A 15,878-nucleotide genomic window follows, 5' to 3' on the forward strand; every position below is an offset into this window, starting at 1 on the left:
GTGTCTGCAATGGGCCGTTCAGGGTTCGCTGAGCTGTCGGGTCAGGGCCAGCAAGCGCTGTTCGAAGCGCGGCCAGCTCTCGCCCGCCAAGCGTTGACATAGCGCGGTGGGCACGCGTAGCGGGCCGGTATCGACGAGCACCGTGCTCTCGACGGTCTGTCCGATGCGCTGCTGTACCATCTGGGCTCCGCTTTCGCTGGTGTCCGGCAGTACCAGCCAGAAGGTGGCCGGGCTCTGCCGGCCGAGGAAGTCGTGGCGCCTCGAGCAGCGGCTGACGGCCTGGCAGAGAGCGTCGAGCAGTGCCTGGCGCGCCCGGCTCCCGAACTGTTCGCTGGCCATTTCCAGCTGTGGCAAGTGGAGTACCAACACGGCAAGCGGCTGGTCCAGCTTCTGTGTGCGCTGGTACTCGCTGGCCAGCAATTCGTGCAACGCCTCGCGAGCCAGTGCGTTGCAGTGCGGGTCGCGAGGGTCGGTGGCGTTCAGCAGCGCCCGCTGACGTTTCTGCTCCCAGGGTATCAGGGCGGCTACCAGCGTCATGGCCAGATAGCTGATCGTCAGATGACCGTCCACCGTGGTCTCGCCAAGCAGCACTAGCCAGACGGGGGCCAACATCAGGTTGAGAAGCATGGCCGAAGCCAGTGGCAACAGCAGGACGGTCAGCAGCGGGGGCAACCCTAGCCACATGACGCCCGATTCGTCGAGACGGGGCAGCTCCAGCGCCAGCATTAGATAGCCCGCGATCAATGCCAGATAGGCCGACAGGCGAGCCTGATTGGCGCTCGACAGGCGTAGCAGGCAGGCCACGAGCATGACCAGGGCCAGAGCGGTGGGCAACAGAATGCGATCATATTCGCCCATCAGGTAGTGCCAGATCGCATAACCGCCCAACAGCAGTGCAGCGGTGGCGTAGGCAACGATAAAGCGCATCGCGCGTTCGCGGTTGTCATCCATGCGCGCTCTCCGCTTCGACCTCGAAATCGCTGGATTGGCGCTCGAAGCGCTTCAGCAGCGCGTCGAGCGCCCCGACCGCATTCAGTGCGGTGAAACGCACCTTGGCGCTGGGGCGCAATCCCTTAAGCAGGGCATGGCGACGCTTCTGCGCCTGATGAATATCGCGGCTGAGGAGCAGCACGGCCAGGGTGCGGTGATCGAGGCGGTAGCAGTTCTCGAATTCATGGGTCAGGCGGCACAGATCCTGGGCCAGCGTCCAGAACTGATTGCGCGGCGCACGCAGCAGCATCAGTTCGCCATAGACCCCCTCGCGGCGACAGCGGGCGCGTTCGCGGCGCAGATCGATGGCGAGTCGCTGGGCGCTCCACAGCGGCAGACCTGGGATCAGACGCACGCGCTGGCGCGCAGCCGCACGGGCCGGCAGCAAGTGTCGATTGCGAGCCAGGCCGAGCAGCATCAGCGGCAGCAGCACCAGGCCCGAGAAGAGCGTCTGCTCGGTGCCGAGCAAATCCGCCAGGGACCACCAAGTGATGCCGGCGAGCGCGCAGGAGAGGGCGAGGATCCAGCCAGGCTGGGGCAACATCAGCAGCGCTGGCCAGGCCCATAGCCACAGGGCGTGGCGCTCCGGATCCACCCAAAGCAGCCCTGCCAGCAGCAGGCTCGGCAATATCTGCCAGGGCACCGTGGCGGGGCGCCGATGGCTGAATTCCAGCAGGGTCGCGGTGAGCGCCAGCCAGGCGCTGGCCAGCCCCAGCAGCAGCGCGCTGGAGAGCGGCTCCGAGAGATAGGCCAGTAAAGCCAGCAGCAGCGCCGCGGCCCATAGGTTCAGGCGCATCAGCCTGACTTTGTACTTGCTCTGCATGGTGCCTTACTATGAGGGTTCGACGCGGTGTCGCGCCAGTATAACGTTCGCAGCGCCATGTGGCGCTCAGTCTAGGAGACTCTCGTTCCGCATGATCGCCCACGCCTCCCATACCGAACGTGCCGATGCGCATGAGATCGGCGACGTCGCCGCCTACATGGCGAAGCTTGGTGAGTCGGCGCGTGCCGCTGCCGCACAGATGCGCCGCGCCAGCACATCCGACAAGAACCGCGCCCTGCTGGCCATGGCCGATCACCTGCAGCGGCGCCGGGGCGAGGTGCTGGCTGCCAATGCCAGCGATCTCGCCCGCGGTCGCGAGAACGGTCTCGATACCGCCTTGCTGGATCGTCTGGCGCTCAACGATGCTCGCTTTGACGCCATGATAGAGGGACTGCATCAGGTCGCTGCGTTACCCGACCCCGTCGGCGAGATCGATGGCCTGCGGTCACGCCCCAGCGGCATCCAGGTGGGACAGATGCGGGTGCCGCTGGGCGTGATCGGCATCGTCTACGAATCGCGACCCAACGTGACGCTTGAGGCCGCGAGTCTGTGCCTGAAGTCCGGCAACGCCTGTATTCTGCGCGGCGGCTCCGAGGCGCGTGACGCCAACGCTGCGATCGCCGCGTGCATTTGCGAGGGGCTGCGCGAGGCCGGCCTGCCCGACACGGCGGTGCAAGTGGTGGCCATTACGGATCGTGCCGCCGTGGGCCATCTGATCACCATGCCCGAGTATGTCGACGTGATCATTCCGCGCGGCGGCAAATCTCTGATAGAGCGAATCTCGCGTGAAGCACGCGTGCCGGTGATCAAGCACCTCGATGGCGTATGCCATGTCTACGTCGACGCCACGGCTGACCTCGGCAAGGCGCTGGCCATTGCGGTCAATGCCAAGACCCAGCGTTACGGCACATGCAATACCATGGAGACGCTATTGCTCGACGCGCCTGTCGCCGAGACCCTGCTGCCGAAGCTGGCCGAGGCCTATGCCGAGCATGGCGTCGAGCTGCGCGGCTGCGAGCGCACCCAAGACATCCTTGGCGGTATCGTCGCCGCTACCGAGGAGGACTGGCATGCCGAGTACCTGGCGCCGGTCCTGGCGATCCGCGTGGTCGACGGCATCGAGCCGGCCATCGAACACATCGAGCGCTATGGTTCGCACCATACCGACGCCATCGTCACCGAGCATTACGGGTTGGCGCGACGCTTCATGGCTGAGGTCGATTCCAGCTCGGTGATCGTCAACGCCTCGACGCGTTTCGCCGATGGGTTCGAGTACGGCCTGGGCGCGGAGATAGGCATTTCCACTGACAAGCTTCACGCTCGCGGTCCGGTGGGGCTCGAGGGGCTGACCACGCGCAAGTACGTCGTGCTGGGCGATGGCCAGGTTCGACAGTGAGCGAAGCGTCTGAGCACGGCCCGCGGACGCCGGATCGACCGCCGCGCATCGCCATGCTCGGCGGCACCTTCGATCCGGTGCATCTGGGGCATCTGCGCAGCGCCGTGGAGCTGCGCGAGGTCCTGAACCTCGACCGCGTGCACATGGTGCTGGCCAAGGTTCCGCCCCTGCGGGGCAAGCCCCAGGTATCCGCCCGGGATCGCCTCGCGCTGCTGCGTCTCGGCGTCGGTGATACACCGGGACTGCTCGCCGACCCGCGCGAACTCGAGCGCGAGGGGCCCTCCTACAGTGCCGACACCCTGGCAAGCCTGCGTCAGGAGTATGGCCCCGAGGCGTGCCTGGTCATGGTGCTGGGGCACGACGCCTTTTTGCGTTTATCCGATTGGCGCTCGCCGAAGCGACTCTTCGAGCTGGCGCACCTGGTGGTTATCGATCGCCCCGATTTCGACGCCCCGCTATCGCAGCCGTTGCGTGAACTCATCGCCGGGCGCGAGGTCGATAGCGGCGAGATGTTGATGCAACGGCCCGCAGGGGGCTTGTTACGCCTTGCGCTGCCCACCCGGTTGGCAATTTCGGCCACGGAAGTGCGGCGCCGCCTGGCGGAGGGGAGCAGCGTTCGTTACCTCCTGCCCGAAGCGGTGGAGGCGCGTCTTCTCACCGATTCGCTGTATCGGCACTCTTAGGCATGTTTGGCGCCAGCAGGCGCGACGCTGCGGGCATGAGACGCTACAATGGCAGCGACCAAGACTTCCCGTTGACGAGGGGCTATGCATAACGATTCGCTCAAGACTCTGGTGGTGGACGCTCTGGAGGATCTCAAGGCCAAGGACGTGGCTCTGCTCGACGTATCCCGGCTGACCAGCGTTACCGACCTGATGGTCGTAGCCAGCGGGACATCCACTCGACACGTGGCCGCGCTTGCCGACAGTGTCATCGAGAAAGCCAAGGCCAACGATATCCAGCCGCTAGGGGTAGAAGGGCAATCGGGCTCCGACTGGGTGTTGGTGGATCTCGGCGATATCGTGGTACATGTCATGCTTCCAGAGACGCGCCAGCTCTACGACCTTGAGCGGCTATGGGCCGATCTGCCCAGCGACAGCGAGCTGCAGCAAGGGCATAGCGGCGCATGAGGATCCGCCTGCTGGCGGTCGGTACGCGCATGCCTGGCTGGGTGAGCGAAGGAATCGAAGAGTACCGCAAGCGGCTGCCGCGTGATTTCGCCCTGGAAATCGAAGAGATCGCTCCCGGTCAGCGCGGCAAGAACGCCGACGTCGCACGTGCCGTGGCACTCGAGGCGCAGCGCATCCGGGAACGCCTGCGCGGCGACGAAATCACGGTGGCGCTGGAAGTCCAGGGCCAGGCCTGGAGCACCCAGCGCCTGGCTCGCGAGGCCGAGGAGTGGCGGCTTGCCGGCCGTGACGTTGCACTTTTGATCGGCGGCCCCGATGGCCTGTGCCCTCAGCTCTCGGCCAGTGCCGACAGGTGCTGGTCGCTATCACCTCTGACCCTGCCGCATCCGCTGGTGCGGGTGATCCTGGCCGAGCAGCTTTATCGCGCCTGGACACTGCTGGTGGGTCACCCCTATCACCGCTGAGTGGCGGCTACACGAGAACCAGCGAGATCATTGCCGGCATGCGCGATCGCCGTGACACCCTCAAGAATCCTGAACAAGAGCTGCGTATCTTTCGTATGCGGGCGCTGCTGGCGGCGCTGGTCGTCCTGCTCCTGACCGGACTGCTGGCGGGGCGCCTCGGCTACCTGCAGATCGTGCAGCACGAAGTCTACAGTACGCGTTCCGAGAAGAATCGCGTGCGCGTGGAGCCGCTGCCGCCCACCCGGGGTCTGATCTACGATCGGAACGGCGTACTGTTGGCCGAGAATCGGCCCACCTACAACCTGACCCTGACCCGCGAACGCGTCGAGGATCTCGATGCCACCCTCGACTTGCTCGAGGAGCTGCTCGAACTCACGCAGGAGGAGGCCGAGGGGTTTCGCATCCGCGCCCGCCAGCCTCAGCGACCGTTCCAGCCGTCGCTGTTGATGAGCGAACTTGACGAGATACAGATCGCGCGGCTGGCGATCAACCGACATCGTCTTCCCGGGGTCGAAGTCGAGGCGCAACTGCTGCGCTACTACCCCGATGCCGAGATCATGGCGCACGCCCTGGGCTATGTGGGACGGATCAATGCCGAGGAGCTAAAGAGCCTCGATCCGGGGCGCTATGCCGGTACCCATTTCATCGGCAAGACCGGCGTAGAGCGCTTCTACGAGGACGTGCTACATGGCCAGGCCGGCCTGCGCCAGGTGGAGACCAATGCCCGCGGGCGCGTTCTGCGCGAACTGGGGCGTACCGACCCGGTACCGGGACAGAATCTGACGCTGACCCTCGACAAGGAACTGCAGGCGCTGGCCTATGAGCTGCTCGACGGTCGCCGAGGCTCCATCGTCGCCATCGCACCCAAGACCGGAGAGATCCTGGCCATGGTGTCGGCGCCCGGGTTCGACAGCAACCGGTTCGTCACCGGCATCGACTTCGCCTCCTATCGTGCCCTGCAGGAGGACATCGACCTGCCGCTGTTCAACCGCGCGATCCGGGGGCAGTACCCGCCAGGCTCGACGATCAAGCCGTTCCTGGCCCTCGCCGGGCTCGCGGAGGGGGTCATCACACCCGATCGAACCATCAACGATCCTGGATTCTACCAACTGCCCAACGACAGCCGCCGCTACCGCAACTGGTTGCGCTGGGGGCATGGCCGCGTCGACATGGAGCGCTCCATCGCCGTTTCCAACAACACCTACTATTACACCCTGGCCCATGACATGGGCATCGATCGCCTGCACGCGCAGATGAGTGCGTTTGGCTTTGGCGAGCGCGTCGGTCACGACGTATTCGGCGAGAGTGCTGCGCTGATGCCCTCGCGAGAGTGGAAGCGTGGTCGCTTCAACCAGTCTTGGTATCCGGGCGAGACGCTTTCCGTCGGCATCGGTCAAGGGTACTGGCAGGTTACGCCACTGCAGCTTGCGACCGCCACGGCGGTGCTGGCCAACCGTGGGGAGTGGGTCAAGCCGCGCCTGGCACAGCTGATCGGCGACGAGTCGGTTCCGCAGGAATTACCCGATACGCCGGACGATATCACCATCGCCAATGATGCCTGGTGGGATCGCGTCTTCGCGGGCATGGAGAAGGTGCTCAGCGGTAGCGAGGGTACGGCCAGGCGCACCGGGGTGGGACTCGAGTATCGCATGGGCGGGAAATCAGGCACCGCTCAGGTTTTCTCCCTGGGGCAGGACCAGAAGTACAATGCTGAAGAGCTCGCCGAGCGGCTGCGGGACCATGCACTATTCATGGCCTTCGCCCCGCTGGAAGACCCGCAGATCGCCGTCTCCGTGATCGTCGAGAACGCCGGTGGCGGCAGTACGCATGCGGCGCACCTGGCGCGAGCGATCACCGATGCTTGGCTGCTCGAGGAGGAGGCTCCCGACGTCGAGGAAGTCCGCGAGACGTTGGAGAGCGACACCGGTACCGTGGCGGGGAACTGAGCGATGGCGATGAATGGATTGACCCGAGCCCTGCGTGGCCGACCCACACGAGCCCCGGAGAGCGGCATATCGCGGCGCAAAAGCATTTGGGAGAGGGTGCACCTCGACCCTTGGTTGCTGCTGCTGCTGCTGATACTGCTGGTGGCGGGACTTGGCGTGCTCTACAGCGCCAGCGGCCAGCGCATCGAGGTCGTCATTGCCCAGGGCTCACGCTTCCTGGTGGCACTTGTCGTCCTGCTGGTGCTGGCGCAGCTGCCTCCCGCCACGCTGATGCGCTGGGCGCCGCCGATCTATGGGGTCGGCGTGCTGATGCTGGTGGCGGTCGAACTGGTGGGCGACATGGGCATGGGGGCTCAACGCTGGCTCGAGATTCCCGGCGTGATCCGCTTCCAGCCGTCGGAATTGATGAAGCTGGCCATGCCGCTGATGCTGGCGGCATGGTTGAGCCGACGACAATTGCCGCCGCGCTGGAAGGATCTGCTCGTGTGTGCCGTGCTGCTTGGTCTGCCGGTGGTGCTGATCGCCAAGCAGCCCGACTTGGGGACATCATTGCTGGTCGCCTGTGCGGGTATTTTCGTGGTGCTGCTGGCGGGGCTCTCCTGGCGCTTCATCGTCTTTCTCGCCGTAGCCGCAGCCGCAGCACTCCCGCTCCTGTGGATTAACCTGCACAACTATCAGCGCCAGCGGGTGCTGACCTTTCTCAACCCCGATAGCGATCCGCTGGGCTCCGGCTGGAATATCATCCAGTCGACCACGGCGATCGGTAGCGGCGGCCTGTGGGGCAAGGGCTGGCTGCAGGGCACCCAATCCCAGCTGGAGTTCCTGCCCGAGCGGCATACCGATTTCATCGTCGCGGTACTGGGCGAAGAGTTCGGGCTGGTGGGCATGCTGGTGGTGCTGCTGCTCTACCTGCTGATCATCCTGCGCGGCTTATGGCTATCGATGGCCGCCCATGACACCTTCGGTCGTCTGCTCGGCGGTAGCATCATCCTGACGTTTTTCATTTACGTCTTCGTCAATGTGGGCATGGTCAGTGGCATCCTGCCGGTGGTCGGTGTCCCCTTGCCGCTGGTCAGCTATGGTGGGACCTCCAGCGTGACCTTGCTGGCGGGATTCGGTATTCTCATGTCCATTCATGGGCACCGTCGCCTGCTGCCGCGCTGACGTTCGGCGGCGACGCAAAGCCCAGGCGAAGAGGCCCCAAGTAGGGAGTGGCGAGTGCATGATGCCATCGAAGAAGTGGATGGGGGCCGGCGGTGCCGTGCTGACGGTGACGGCTCTGTGGTGGCCGACGCTCGGACTGAATGCTGCGGATTTCGATCCGTCTCGGCACGAGGAGGCGAGAGCGCTGGTGGAAGAGCTTGCCGAGCGCGAAATTCCACATGACTGGCTGGAAGCGGCGCTGCGCGATGCCGACTTTCAGCAGGGTGTGCTCGATGCCATGGCGGGGGCGGTCGAGCGGCACCTGCGCTGGGATCAGTACCGCGATATCTTTCTCAAGCCCGAGCGCATCAGTCGTGGGGTCGCCTTCATCGAGACCCACGCCGAGGCCTTTGCGCGTGCCGAGGAGAGGTTCGGCGTACCGGCGGAGGTGATTGCCGCGATCATCGGCGTCGAGACCAGCTACGGTCGCTACACCGGCGGACACCGTGTACTCGACTCCTTGGCGACGCTGGCCTTTCACCATCCCGTACGCGGCGGTTTCTTCCGCGGTGAGCTGGCGGCTTTTCTCGAGATTGCCCATGAGCAGGAGGTGGTTCCCGGAAGTCTGAAGGGTTCCTATGCCGGCGCCATGGGCTACCCGCAATTCATTCCCACCAGCTACCGTGCGTACGCGGTGGATTTCGATGACGACGGGCTGCGCGATCTCTGGACCAATCCGGTGGACGCCATAGGCAGCGTGGGCAATTACTTCGCCGAGCATGGCTGGCGTCAGGGCGAGCCGATCTATCACGAGGCAACCGGCCCTGAAACGCCACCCGACGACATCGCCTTCAACCGCACCCAACGGCCCTATGCGGCCCTGGACGAACTGGCCGCGGCGGGAGTGCAAGTCGAAGCGTCGCTCGACGAAGCAATACCGGTGATTCCGCTGGCGCTGGAACGGGACGAGCAGACATGGCGCTATCGGGTAGGGCATGACAATTTCTACGTCATCACGCGCTACAACCATAGTCACCTCTATGCCATGGCCGTGACCGAACTGGCCGAGGCGATCGCAGAAATGCGCGAACTCGAGCCTTTTCCGCTGGACTTGCGGGGCGACGATGCGGAGGGCGAATCATGAGGGCGCTGTGGACGATACTGGTGATGGCCGCGCTGCTGGCTGGCTGTGCAAGCGGTGGCTCCAGCGCGCCGGAGCCGCGAGAGGTCTCGTCGCGGGCGCCTGCCGGCGGCGGAGAGCGCTACGCCCTGAGTGGTGACGCCTACCCGCAGGATCCGCCCGACGTCAGCGAGATTCCCGATGCGGTTCCGCGTACCGAAGAGCCGTCGCGGGGCGGCAATCGATCGGTCTACGAGGTCTGGGGCAAGACCTACCGCGTGCTGCCCGATGCCAGGGGCTACGTGCGTCAGGGGACCGCCTCCTGGTATGGCGAGAAGTTTCACGGCTACGCCACGTCCAATGGCGAGATCTACGACATGTACAAGATGAGTGCCGCCCATCGCTCCTTGCCGCTGCCGACGTTCGCCCGGGTGACCAACCTGGACAACGGGAGTTCGGTCATCGTGCGGGTCAATGATCGCGGCCCCTTCCATAACGACCGCGAGATCGATCTCTCCTATGCCGCGGCGGCGCGTCTGGACATTCTCGATCGCGGTACTGGCCGCGTGAAAGTCGAGGCGATCGACCCCGAGGCATGGCTGGCCGAGAACGGGCGTGGCGGGGTGAACCGAGAGGCATCGCGTACTGTCCAACCGGCGCCCGCAGAGGCAGAGGTCGCCGCAACCCCGGCTCCTCGCGCTGAGAACGCGGCCGCAACCGTAGCCGCAGCATCACCTCGCGTCGCTTCGACCGGGAACGCCGGCGCCAGCGACGACACGGGCGGTAAACCCATTTACCTGCAGATCGCGGCGCTGGGGTCCGCCGACAACGCTCGCGCGCTCAAGGCACGGCTCGAGAGCGAACTGTCGCATCCCGTGCGCGTATCGGATGCCACCGGCATGTACCGTGTACAGGTTGGTCCTCTGGCCCATGCGGGGCAGGTGGAGCCCGTACGCGACGAGCTCAGGCGGGCCGGCTTCGACCAGGCCTTTATCGTCAACGGCGCCGACTGATCGGCGCCTTCCCTTGATTCTCTCGACGTAGCGATGACATCCATGCCCATGCAAGTGCTATTCCGTTATTTCCCCCCACGATTGATGCCGGCAGTACTGATGTGCCTGCTGCTGTTCGTTTCCCAGGCCTTGGCCCAGTCGACACCGTCGCCGCAGGCCATCGTTCCCTCGCCGCCCCAGATCGCCGCCAAATCGTGGATACTCATGGATGCCAACAGCGGCAGGGTGTTGACGGAGCACAATGCCGACGAGCGCCTGCCGCCAGCCAGCTTGACCAAGCTGATGACCGCCTATTTGGTCGAGCGAGAGCTGGATCGTGGCAATATCTCGCTGGACGACATGGTACCGGTCAGTGAGAACGCCTGGCGTACGGGTGGCTCCAAGATGTTCATCGAGGTCGGCAAGCAGGTATCGATCCGCGACCTGCTCTACGGCATCATCATCCAGTCGGGCAACGATGCCAGCGTCGCCGTGGCCGAGCACCTGGCCGGTGGCGAGGGGCCCTTCGCCGACATGATGAATCAGCACGCTTCCCGGCTCGGCCTGAGCAACACTCACTTCGTCAATGCCACGGGCCTGCCGCATCCCGAGCACTACTCCTCGGCCCGAGACCTGGCGCTATTGTCCCAGTACATCATCGACGACTACCCCGAGCACTACGCCATCTACGCCGAGAAGTATTTCACTTTCAATGATATCCGCCAGCCCAACCGCAATCGTTTGCTGTGGCGTGATGCGTCGGTGGATGGTTTGAAGACCGGTCATACCGACGAAGCGGGCTATTGCCTGGTGGCGTCGGCCGAACGCGATGGCATGCGTCTGATCTCGGTAGTGATGGGGACTAGCTCCGAGGAGGCTCGTGCCCAGGAGACCCAGAAGCTGCTCAGCTATGGTTTTCGCTACTTCGAGACCTTGAAGCTCTACGACCAGGGAGCCGTGCTCAATTCACCCCGCGTCTGGGGCGGTGAAAAGAACGAGCTGCGCCTGGGGGTCGACCAGGACGTCTTCATGACCCTGCCGCGGTCGCGCAGCGAAGAGCTGAGCGCACGGCTCGACGTTCGGCCGGACCTGACGGCGCCGATCAATTTAGGTGAGCGCGTGGGTACCCTGGAAGTGCGTCTGGGAGAGGAAGTGGTCGGCGAGCAGCCCTTGGTCGCGCTGGAGGCGATCGAGGAGGGCGGCCTGTTCAAGCGACTGTTCGACCAGGTGCGCCGCTTCTTCACCAACTTGCTGGGCGGATGGTTCTAGACGCTTCCGGAGTCTCTACGCTCAGCGTCTCGCACGGACAAGCCCCGGTGACCTCCTTGGTTGCCGGGGAAAGGTTGAGTAGAATACTCGGAAATTGCCTTCGATAGAGAATCATGAGCGACAAGACATGGCGTGACATGCGGCAGGTGAGGGCGGCGCGGGCCGCGACCCCGTCGCCGACGATCACTTTCCCCTGCGACTATTCGATCAAGGTAGTGGGTGACGCCGCCGATGACTTTCCGGCCACCGTGTGCCAGGTGGTGTCGCGCCACGACGCCGACTTCGACGCCACGCGACTGGAAGTGGTTGCGAGCCGCAACGGGCGTTACCAGTCGGTGCGGTTGACGCTGCGAGCCACGGGCGAGGCCCAGCTCAAGGCGCTGTTCGCCGAACTCAAGGCGACTGGCCGCGTGCACATGGTGGTCTGATGGGCGGTTTTGCCTCGCTTGCGCCGATTGTGCTCCATCGCCTGGGGCGACGTGACTATCTGCCGGTCTGGCAAGCCATGCGCAAGCTCACCGATACCCGCGACAGTGGCACGCCCGATCAGTTCTGGTTGGTGGAGCACCATCCGGTGTTCACCCAGGGCCAGGCGGGCAAGCCCGAGCACTTGCTGATGCCGGGCGACATTCCGGTGGTGCAGACCGATCGGGGCGGACAGGTAACCTACCATGGGCCCGGCCAGGTGGTGCTCTATCCGTTGCTCGACGTGCGGCGCGCGCGGCTCGGTGTGCGCGATCTGGTCTCGGCGCTGGAGAATGCGGTGATTGCGCTGCTGGGCGATTACGACGTCCGCGCTCACGCACGTCCCGATGCACCCGGTGTCTATGTGGGCGAGACAAAGATCGCTTCGCTGGGATTACGTATCCGTCGCGGGGCGAGCTTTCACGGCGTGGCGCTCAATGTAAACGGTGACCTGACTCCGTTCTCGCGTATCAATCCCTGTGGCTACGCCGGTATGACGATGACGCGGCTCGTCGATCTGATCGCTGACTGTCCCGGCGTCGAGGCGGTGGGGTCGAGGCTCGCATACTGCCTGGCCCATGAGCTGGGGCGTGTGCTGGTCGAAGCCGAGGCCGCTTGCCCGCACGCGATCCATGAGACACCGACGTCCTGAGCGCGGCGAAAAGGGCGCAAAGCATGCCGGGGGTGGATAACCCGATGATGCAAAAGGCGACCGCGAGAGCGGTCGCCTTTTGCATGGCGCCAGCATTGGCTGAGTGAGAGCCTTAGCCGACGTTGATTGCGTCGATGCGATTGGGATCGGGAGACTGCCCGGGTATCTCGGCGGGAGCGGCCAGGCCCAGGTTGTTCTTCTCGAATACCCGATCGGCACGGTAGCTGGAGCGTACCAGCGGACCCGAGGCCACTTCCATGAACCCTTTCTCCAGTCCCAGGCGACGGTAGCGCTCGAACTCCTCGGGCGTAACCCAGCGCTCCACCGCTAGGTGGTTGCGGGTGGGGCGCAGGTACTGACCGAGCGTGACGATGTCGACGCCGATCTCGCGTAGGTCGTCTAAGGTGGCCAGTATCTCTTCGTCGGTTTCGCCGAGACCCAGCATGAGGCTGGTCTTGGTCAGTACCTCGGGCTTGTGGCGCTTGGCGTGGGCCAGTACATCCAGTGTCTTGCGGTAGCCGGCGCGGGGGTCGCGCACGGTGTGCGTCAAGCGCTCAACCGTCTCGACGTTCTGGGCGAACACCTCCAGCCCCGAATCGACCACGCGCTCGATGGCCACCGGATCGGCATCGAAATCGGGGGTCAGCGCCTCGACGACGACCGTTGGGGTGTTGGACTTGATCGCTCGAATGCAGTCGGCGTAGTGGCCGGCGCCGCCGTCGGGCAGGTCATCCCGATCGACCGAGGTCAGTACGACGTAGCGCAGCCCCATCAGCTCGACCGACTTGGCCGTGTTGGCCGGTTCCTCGTGGTCGAGCCAGCCGCGGGGATTGCCGGTATCGACCGCGCAGAAGCGACAAGCGCGGGTGCAGACCGAGCCCATCAACATGATGGTGGCGGTGCCGTTGCTCCAGCACTCGCCCATGTTGGGACAGTGAGACTCGGCACAGACGGTGCTCAGCCGGTGTTCGTTGACATTGCGCTTCACCGCCTCGAAGCGGTCGCCTCCCGGGATCTGGGCGCGCAGCCAGTGCGGTTTTCGGTGCGTCTCGGGGCGCTCCTCGACCTGCTTGCGCTGCTTGATGCCGTCCTTGATCACGGCCATGCCATGTTCGTTGCGGAACTTCTCCCCGCTCGGCACACGTTTTGAGGCGTTGTCGCTCATAGGGTGTGAGCCCCTCCACTCGGCGCTGCCAGACCATGTCGCCTTGCCTGAGGCGTCCGGCGAGCGGCCGGGATGACGGCGCACGGCCACATGGTATGCAGATTGATACGTTGGTCGCAGGCCATTAATCTACCATACCCCGCTCGCCTGGGGACAGACGACCGCGCCCTGCGCGGGGACTCCTACGCGGGCGGTATCGGCAGGCAGATCACTCCGTGATCGGGCATCGGTTGCGGCGGCGCCCGGAAGTGGGCATCGATTTCGCCGAGCCGCTCGCGCACGAAGCGCAGGAACAGCTCGGTCACCGGGGTGGGGAAGCGATCACGCGGGTAGACCGTGCACCACGAGCGGCGCAGCGGGAATCCCGGCAACGCCAGCTCGGCCAGCAGCCCCGCGCCGAGCTCCAGACGCACGGCCAGCCGCGGCAGGACCGCGACACCGAGATGTGCCATCACGCCCTGTTTGATGGCCTCGTTGGTGCCGAGCTCCATGGTGTGATGAAGCGCGACGTCCTGTTCGGCGGCTAGCTGCTCGAAGGCGGTGCGTACGCCCGATCCCGCCTCGCGCATCAGGACATAGTGGCGAGCCAGATCCTCCAGCGTCGGCGAGCGAGCCTCGAGCAGAGGGTGTCCGGGCCAGACCACCGGGATCAGCTCGTTTTCGAGAAAAGGCATGAACACGAGGTTGTCGTCGTCCTCGGGCACCATGGCCATGATCACCAGATCGTCGCGGCGGGCGGCCAGGCGCTCGAGTGCCTGGCTGCGATTGCACACCTGCAGCCGTACCTGCACGTTGGGATAGCGGGCGCGAAAGCGCGCTATCAGATGCGGTACCACGTACTGGGCGGTTGAAACGGCTGCCAGATTGAGCTCGCCCGAGATGGTGCCGGCCATGTCCGACAAGGCCATTTGCAGATGCGAGACCTGACCGAAGATGGCCTGGGTCGAGGCGGCCAGGGCGTCGGCGGCGGGCAAGACATGAAGCGTCTTGCCGGCATACTTGAATAGCGGCTGTCCCAGCGCCTGTTCGAGCTGCCGAATCTGGGCGCTGACCGCCGGCTGGGTCAAGCCCAGCTGCTCGGCCGCTCGCGAGTAGGACTGCTGGGAGTGCACGGCCTGGAAAACCTGGAGCTGGCGAAAGGTCAGGCGATTCAACAGCCTTGGCGTCGTCATCGGTCGATCCGCTGGAAGGGCGCAGCGCGGCCCGGTGGAGGCATCTCATTTTCATGCTATCACCGCCGCCGCTCGTGGTCATGCCGAGCGCCGCGGTGACGAGGAGGTTGACGACATGCAAGCCGACGACAACGATTCGGGACATGCCCTGAGTTGGCAGCGTGTGATGCTGGCCGGAAGCGGCCTGGCGGCCCTGCGCGCGGAGCAGGCCTGTGCCGAACTCGGGCTGGACTGGCGCAACGCTGCGAATGGTGAGGACATCGTCGAGCGCGCCGTACGGCTCGGCTGCAAGGCGCTGCATCCCGGCGAGTCCTCCGTGGAAGAGCAGTGGCGTCTGGCTCGTGCCTGTCAGCAGGCCGGCCTGGCTTTTATCGGCCCGCGCGAGTCGCTGATCGCCGCCATGTGCGATGAAGCCGCCAGCCGCCAGTTGATGCGCGAGGCGGGGTTGCCGCTGGGCGATACTCGGCATCGGACGCCCTGCGTGCACCTGCCGGTACTGGCCGATACCCGGGGGCAGGCGCTTGCGCTGATCGAGCATGAAGTGCTCGACGATACCTTCGCCGTGGCGCCCAGCGAGCGACTCACCCCTGAACAGCGCGCCTATCTGGGGCAGCTTGCGATCCAGGGCGCGCGTGCCGTGGGGCTGGTGGGGCTGGCGACACTGAGCTTCACTCTGGTCGGCAATCGCCCGGGATTCGTTGCCATGTGGCCGGGACTGACCGGCTTTGACGGACTCGCCGAGGTGCTGACCGGCCTCGACCTGTCGGTCGAGTTGATGCGGCTGGTAGCGGGGGAGCGCTTGAAGCGGCCCCGCGTCGGGCCGATGGGGCATGGTCCCGGGCGTCCCGGCCAGGCGCGCTGGCGACGGCTCGCTCCCGGTGTGGGGCAATTGGGAGGCGGGCCGGGTGTTCGGCTGGACCGAGCCGTCCTCGCTCCGGAAGCCGAGACGCGGCTACTGGTTTGGGGGCGCGATGGCGCCGAGGCACGGCGACGTGAACGGCGCGCGCTGGCGGAATGGGGTGGTGATGCTGGGCTGTCGACGGATGGAGACGACCCGCGAGGTTGAACTTCATCGCACCGTCGGACACAAAAAAACCACAAAAACGGCTGCGCCGGACCGGCGCAGGGCGTACTATGCTTGTTGCAGCGCA

Annotated in this window: 16 protein-coding genes; 12 read left to right on the top strand and 4 right to left on the bottom strand. The window is 65.2% G+C overall.

The features are described from left to right. Window positions 1–18: 18 nt before the first annotated feature. Together CYJ07_RS01220 and CYJ07_RS01225 are read right to left on the bottom strand one after the other, a co-directional pair. A complete protein-coding gene (locus CYJ07_RS01220) occupies window positions 19–951 on the bottom strand; it encodes a diguanylate cyclase domain-containing protein (protein WP_104201837.1) in 933 nt (310 codons plus the stop codon). After that, complete coding sequence (locus CYJ07_RS01225) at window positions 944–1,813, bottom strand: hypothetical protein (protein WP_104201838.1); 870 nt, start codon at window positions 1,811–1,813, stop codon at window positions 944–946. The genes CYJ07_RS01220 and CYJ07_RS01225 overlap by 8 nt, the downstream gene beginning before the upstream one ends. A 91-nt stretch (window positions 1,814–1,904) precedes the next feature. Between CYJ07_RS01225 and CYJ07_RS01230 the strand changes: the two genes are divergently transcribed. The 11 genes from CYJ07_RS01230 (at window position 1,905) to lipB (ending at window position 12,390) form a co-directional block, all read left to right on the top strand. After that, on the top strand, window positions 1,905–3,209 hold the full coding sequence (locus tag CYJ07_RS01230) for a glutamate-5-semialdehyde dehydrogenase (RefSeq protein ID WP_104201839.1): 1,305 nt from the start codon (window positions 1,905–1,907) through the stop codon (window positions 3,207–3,209). A 53-nt stretch (window positions 3,210–3,262) separates the two neighbouring features. Continuing rightward, window positions 3,263–3,892, top strand: a complete 630-nt coding sequence (gene nadD / locus CYJ07_RS01235) for a nicotinate-nucleotide adenylyltransferase (protein ID WP_104201840.1) — start codon at window positions 3,263–3,265, stop codon at window positions 3,890–3,892. Window positions 3,893–3,976: 84 nt separating this feature from the next. Then, window positions 3,977–4,339 carry a ribosome silencing factor gene (gene rsfS / locus CYJ07_RS01240; RefSeq protein ID WP_104201841.1) on the top strand — a complete coding sequence of 121 codons (363 nt, stop codon included), beginning with the start codon at window positions 3,977–3,979 and terminating at the stop codon, window positions 4,337–4,339. Next, complete coding sequence (gene rlmH / locus CYJ07_RS01245; RefSeq protein ID WP_104201842.1) at window positions 4,336–4,803, top strand: 23S rRNA (pseudouridine(1915)-N(3))-methyltransferase RlmH; 468 nt, start codon at window positions 4,336–4,338, stop codon at window positions 4,801–4,803. Before rsfS ends, rlmH begins: the two co-directional genes overlap by 4 nt. Window positions 4,804–4,841: 38 nt before the next feature. Beyond that, a complete protein-coding gene (gene mrdA, locus CYJ07_RS01250) occupies window positions 4,842–6,749 on the top strand; it encodes a penicillin-binding protein 2 (protein WP_104201843.1) in 1,908 nt (635 codons plus the stop codon). Window positions 6,750–6,758: 9 nt separating this feature from the next. Then, window positions 6,759–7,913 (top strand): rod shape-determining protein RodA, encoded by a 1,155-nt coding sequence (gene rodA, locus CYJ07_RS01255; protein WP_422666934.1) that lies wholly within the window; start codon window positions 6,759–6,761, stop codon window positions 7,911–7,913. Between the two features lie 58 nt (window positions 7,914–7,971). After that, window positions 7,972–9,036, top strand: coding sequence for a lytic murein transglycosylase B (gene mltB / locus CYJ07_RS01260; RefSeq protein WP_231489494.1), 1,065 nt, complete (start codon window positions 7,972–7,974; stop codon window positions 9,034–9,036). Further along, window positions 9,033–10,025, top strand: coding sequence for a septal ring lytic transglycosylase RlpA family protein (locus CYJ07_RS01265; RefSeq protein WP_104201845.1), 993 nt, complete (start codon window positions 9,033–9,035; stop codon window positions 10,023–10,025). The genes mltB and CYJ07_RS01265 overlap by 4 nt, the downstream gene beginning before the upstream one ends. Window positions 10,026–10,109: 84 nt before the next feature. Then, window positions 10,110–11,273 (top strand): D-alanyl-D-alanine carboxypeptidase family protein, encoded by a 1,164-nt coding sequence (locus tag CYJ07_RS01270; RefSeq protein ID WP_104201846.1) that lies wholly within the window; start codon window positions 10,110–10,112, stop codon window positions 11,271–11,273. A 113-nt stretch (window positions 11,274–11,386) separates the two neighbouring features. Then, window positions 11,387–11,701, top strand: a complete 315-nt coding sequence (locus tag CYJ07_RS01275; RefSeq protein WP_104201847.1) for an HP0495 family protein — start codon at window positions 11,387–11,389, stop codon at window positions 11,699–11,701. Then, window positions 11,701–12,390, top strand: coding sequence for a lipoyl(octanoyl) transferase LipB (lipB, locus tag CYJ07_RS01280; RefSeq protein ID WP_104201848.1), 690 nt, complete (start codon window positions 11,701–11,703; stop codon window positions 12,388–12,390). Before CYJ07_RS01275 ends, lipB begins: the two co-directional genes overlap by 1 nt. A 112-nt stretch (window positions 12,391–12,502) precedes the next feature. Here the strand turns inward: lipB and lipA are convergent, their stop codons facing one another. Together lipA and CYJ07_RS01290 are read right to left on the bottom strand one after the other, a co-directional pair. After that, entirely contained in the window at window positions 12,503–13,555 is a 1,053-nt protein-coding gene (gene lipA / locus CYJ07_RS01285) for a lipoyl synthase (RefSeq protein WP_104201849.1), read from the bottom strand. Window positions 13,556–13,737: 182 nt separating this feature from the next. Beyond that, window positions 13,738–14,727, bottom strand: a complete 990-nt coding sequence (locus CYJ07_RS01290) for a LysR family transcriptional regulator (protein ID WP_104201850.1) — start codon at window positions 14,725–14,727, stop codon at window positions 13,738–13,740. 115 nt (window positions 14,728–14,842) lie between these two features. Between CYJ07_RS01290 and CYJ07_RS01295 the strand changes: the two genes are divergently transcribed. Beyond that, window positions 14,843–15,793, top strand: coding sequence for a biotin carboxylase N-terminal domain-containing protein (locus CYJ07_RS01295; protein ID WP_104201851.1), 951 nt, complete (start codon window positions 14,843–14,845; stop codon window positions 15,791–15,793). The last annotated feature ends 85 nt before the right edge of the window (window positions 15,794–15,878 follow it).

Origin of the sequence: Billgrantia saliphila (assembly GCF_002930105.1) — a bacterium.
Taxonomy (GTDB): domain Bacteria; phylum Pseudomonadota; class Gammaproteobacteria; order Pseudomonadales; family Halomonadaceae; genus Halomonas; species Halomonas saliphila.

Bases quoted from the DNA above. Each gene is read 5' to 3' on its own strand.
- CYJ07_RS01220 (WP_104201837.1), bottom strand. From the start codon at position 951: ATGGATGACAACCGCGAACGCGCGATGCGCTTTATCGTTGCCTACGCC.
- CYJ07_RS01225 (WP_104201838.1), bottom strand. From the start codon at position 1,813: ATGCAGAGCAAGTACAAAGTCAGGCTGATGCGCCTGAACCTATGGGCC.
- CYJ07_RS01230 (WP_104201839.1), top strand. From the start codon at position 1,905: ATGATCGCCCACGCCTCCCATACCGAACGTGCCGATGCGCATGAGATC.
- nadD (WP_104201840.1), top strand. From the start codon at position 3,263: ATGCTCGGCGGCACCTTCGATCCGGTGCATCTGGGGCATCTGCGCAGC.
- rsfS (WP_104201841.1), top strand. From the start codon at position 3,977: ATGCATAACGATTCGCTCAAGACTCTGGTGGTGGACGCTCTGGAGGAT.
- rlmH (WP_104201842.1), top strand. From the start codon at position 4,336: ATGAGGATCCGCCTGCTGGCGGTCGGTACGCGCATGCCTGGCTGGGTG.
- mrdA (WP_104201843.1), top strand. From the start codon at position 4,842: ATGCGCGATCGCCGTGACACCCTCAAGAATCCTGAACAAGAGCTGCGT.
- rodA (WP_422666934.1), top strand. From the start codon at position 6,759: ATGAATGGATTGACCCGAGCCCTGCGTGGCCGACCCACACGAGCCCCG.
- mltB (WP_231489494.1), top strand. From the start codon at position 7,972: ATGATGCCATCGAAGAAGTGGATGGGGGCCGGCGGTGCCGTGCTGACG.
- CYJ07_RS01265 (WP_104201845.1), top strand. From the start codon at position 9,033: ATGAGGGCGCTGTGGACGATACTGGTGATGGCCGCGCTGCTGGCTGGC.
- CYJ07_RS01270 (WP_104201846.1), top strand. From the start codon at position 10,110: ATGCCGGCAGTACTGATGTGCCTGCTGCTGTTCGTTTCCCAGGCCTTG.
- CYJ07_RS01275 (WP_104201847.1), top strand. From the start codon at position 11,387: ATGAGCGACAAGACATGGCGTGACATGCGGCAGGTGAGGGCGGCGCGG.
- lipB (WP_104201848.1), top strand. From the start codon at position 11,701: ATGGGCGGTTTTGCCTCGCTTGCGCCGATTGTGCTCCATCGCCTGGGG.
- lipA (WP_104201849.1), bottom strand. From the start codon at position 13,555: ATGAGCGACAACGCCTCAAAACGTGTGCCGAGCGGGGAGAAGTTCCGC.
- CYJ07_RS01290 (WP_104201850.1), bottom strand. From the start codon at position 14,727: ATGACGACGCCAAGGCTGTTGAATCGCCTGACCTTTCGCCAGCTCCAG.
- CYJ07_RS01295 (WP_104201851.1), top strand. From the start codon at position 14,843: ATGCAAGCCGACGACAACGATTCGGGACATGCCCTGAGTTGGCAGCGT.